The organism is Streptomyces sp. SID5910, from assembly GCF_009862125.1.
Classification (GTDB): Bacteria; Actinomycetota; Actinomycetes; order Streptomycetales; family Streptomycetaceae; genus Streptomyces.
The window spans coordinates 1-3,509 of sequence record NZ_WWHX01000652.1; the positions used below are offsets into that span (position 1 = coordinate 1).

The window sequence follows — 3,509 nt, forward strand, 5'->3', positions numbered from 1 at the left end:
CCGTAGTCGTGGTGCATGATCCCGGCGAAGACGCCGGTCTGGCTGCCACGCACCGACGCCGGGTCGATACCCGCCCGCTCCAACGCCTCCCACGACGTCTCCAGCAACAGACGCTGCTGCGGATCCATCGCCAACGCCTCACGCGGCGAAATACCGAAGAACCCCGGGTCGAAATCGGCCGCGTCGTACAGGAAACCACCCTCACGGGCATACGCCGTGCCCTTGTGATCAGGATCCGGGTGATACAGCGCCTCCAGATCCCAGCCACGATCCTCGGGAAACGCGGCCATCGCATCCCCGTCCCGCTCCAGAAGCCGCCACAGCTCCTCCGGAGTACGGACACCACCCGGGAAACGACAGCTCATCGCCACGATCGCGATCGGCTCGTCCACCACCGAAGCCGCTACGGGCGCGGGCCGCTGGGCACGCGCACCCTCGTCCACCGCGTTCGCCGCCACCAGCTCGGCCAACAGATGACGCGCCAGCACCACCGGCGACGGATAGTCGAACACCAACGTCGCAGGCAACCGCAGACCCGTGGCCCCGTTCAACCGGTTCCGCAACTCCACCGCCGTCAGCGAATCGAAGCCCAACTCCTTGAAGGCTCGCTCACGGTCGACCGCGGTCTCGTCGGCGTGCCCCAGGACAGCCGCGACGTGCGTGCACACCAGCGTCTCCAGGGCGTCGACCCGGTCGGCCTCCGGCTGGGACGCCAGGCGCTGCCACAGTGCCGAAGTGCCGGCAGCGGGGCCGGACGCCTCCACCGTACGGCGGGTGGGTATGCGCAGGAGGTCCCGCAGCAGCACGGGTACGGCGCCCGTGGTGGCCTGGGCGCGCAGCGCGGGCAGGTCGAGACGTATGGGCAGCAGGACGGCGTCCGCCGTGGCGGGCCCGGTCGCCGTGGCGTCGAACAGGGCCAAGCCCTCGTCCGAGGTGAGGGCGGCGATGCCGGCACGGTGCATGCGTCGGACGTCCGCGTCGGCCAAGTGGCCGGTCATGCCGCTGCGTTCGGACCAGAAGCCCCAGCCCAGCGAGACGGCGGGCAGGCCCTGCGCCCGCCGGTGTGCTGCCAGGGCGTCGACGAACGCGTTCGCCGCGGCGTAGTTTCCCTGTCCGGCGCCGCCGAAGGTGCCGGCGGCGGAGGAGAAGAGGACGAACGCGGACAAGTCCAGGTCACGGGTCAGCTCGTGCAGGTGGACGGCCGCGTCCACCTTGGGCCGCAGCACCGCGTCGATCTGATCCGGCGTGAGGGAGGTGACGACCCCGTCGTCCAGGACACCGGCCGCGTGCACGACGGCGGTCAGCGGGTGCTCGGCGGGCACGCTCGCCAGCAGCTCCGCCAGTGCCGAGCGATCGGCGGCGTCACAGGCCTCGACGGATACCGATGCGCCCAAGTCGCCGAGTTCGGAGGCGAGTTCCTCGGCACCGGTCGCCGCCCGGCCGCGGCGGGAGACCAGCAACAGGTGCCGTACGCCGTGTTCCGTGACCAGGTGCCGGGCCACCAGTGCGCCCAGCGTCCCGGTGGCGCCGGTCAGGAGGACCGTGCCTTCGGGGTTCCAGGCCGGGCCGGAGCCATCAGGGATCGTGGCGGTGGCGCGGGCCAGCCTGGGGGCGTACGGCTCCCCCGACCGTACGGCGATCTGTGGTTCGTCACCGGCGAGTACGACGTCGAGCAACGCGTCCGACACCCCGTGCCCGTCCACATCACACAGCACGAACCGCTCCGGATGCTCCGCCTGCGCGGACCGCACCAACCCCCACACCGCAGCAGCCGCCAGATCGGACACGTCCTCACCAGGCACAGCAGACACCGCACCCCGCGTCACCACCACCAGACGCGACCCCGCGAACCGCTCCTCACCCAGCCACTCCTGCAACACCCCCAACGCACGACGCGACACCGACCGCACCTCAGCCGGATCACCCGCACCCGTCGTGAAGGAGGCCAGAACCACGTCCGGCACGTCCGTCGCGCCCGCCTCCAGAGCGGCTCGCACCTCCGCCAGCTCCGGAGCGGACACGGTCGCCGAAGCGGTGACCGGGCCGCTCGTCGCGAGCTTGCGCCAGGTGAGGCGGAACAGCGCCTCGTCGGTGATGCGCGCCGACGCCCTCAGCTGCTCCGGCGACACGGCGCGCGTCACCAGGGACGTCACCGCCGCGACCGGTGCTCCGGTGGTGTCCGCCACGAGCACGGACACGCCGTCCGCACCGGCCGGGGCGAGCCGCACACGCAGCGAGGCCGCGCCGCCGGCGTACAGCGACACTCCTTCCCAGACGAACGGGAGGCCGGGACGCCGCTCGCCGCTCTCCGCCCCCGGGGCTTCGGGGCCGGGCGCCAGGGCGTGCAGGGCGGCGTCCAGCAGCGCTGGGTGCACACCGAAACGGCTCGCGTCGGCTTGCTGCTCGTCGGCGAGGGCGACTTCGGCGAACACCTCGTCGCCGCGCCGCCAGGCCGCGCGTACGCCCTGGAAGGCGGCGCCATACAGGAGGCCGGTGGCCGCCAGCCGCTCGTACAGGTCGTCCACCGCGACCGGCTCGGCGCCGGTCGGCGGCCAGACGCCGAGTTCGGCGGAGACGGTGGACTGATCGCCGCTATCGGCCGGGCCTTCGGTCAGCGTGCCTGCGGCGTACCGTGTCCAAGGACCGTCGGTCTCGTCCTCCGGACGGGAGTACACCGCGACCGGGCGCCGCCCCTCCGAGTCCGGAGCGCCCACCGTCAGCTGCACCTGTACGGCAGTGTCTTCGGACAGCACCAGCGGTGCTGCCAGCGTGAGTTCATCGAGCCGGTCGCAACCGACCGCGTCCCCGGCGCGCAGCGCCAGCTCCACGAACGCCGTACCCGGCAGCAGCGTCGTCTCGCCCACGGCGTGATCGGCGAGCCATGGGTGCGTACGCAGGGACAACCGGCCCGTCAGCAGGAGTCCTTCCGAATCGGCCAGTGCCACGACCGCGCCCAGGAGCGGATGGTCGGCGGAGCCCAGGCCCAGCCCGGAAGCCGACTTCTGGCTCACCGTCTGGCCGGCGGCATCCAGCCAGTAGCGACGACGCTGGAAGGCGTAGGTGGGCAGGTCGACGCGGCGGGCACCCGAACCCGCGAACACGCCCGCCCAGTCGACCGTCGCACCACCGACGAACGCCTCTGCGGCAGAAGTGAGGAAACGCTCCAGACCACCCTCGCCGCGGCGCAGCGAACCCACCGCCGTCACCGGGGTGTTGGTGTGAGTCTCGGCAGTCTGCTCGATGCCCATCGTCAGCACCGGATGCGCGCTGGACTCCACGAACAGACGGAAACCGTCGTCCAGGAGCGCGCGCAGGGTGTCGGCGAAACGGACCGTCTGCCGCAGATTGCGGTACCAATAGCCCGCATCCAGGCCACTGGTGTCCAGGACGCCGGCGGTCACCGTTGAGTAGAACGGCACGGTCGACGCCTGCGGTGCGATCCCCGCCAGGTCCCGCAGGAGAACGTCCTCGATCGCCTCGACATGCGCGCAGTGCGAGGCGTAGTCCAC

General features: G+C 71.8%; 1 protein-coding gene. It reads right to left on the reverse strand.

Annotated elements, in window-relative coordinates:
• The coding region (locus tag GTW67_RS22885; RefSeq protein ID WP_161166686.1) for a type I polyketide synthase at nt 1-3,509 on the reverse strand (3,509 nt) is incomplete at both ends.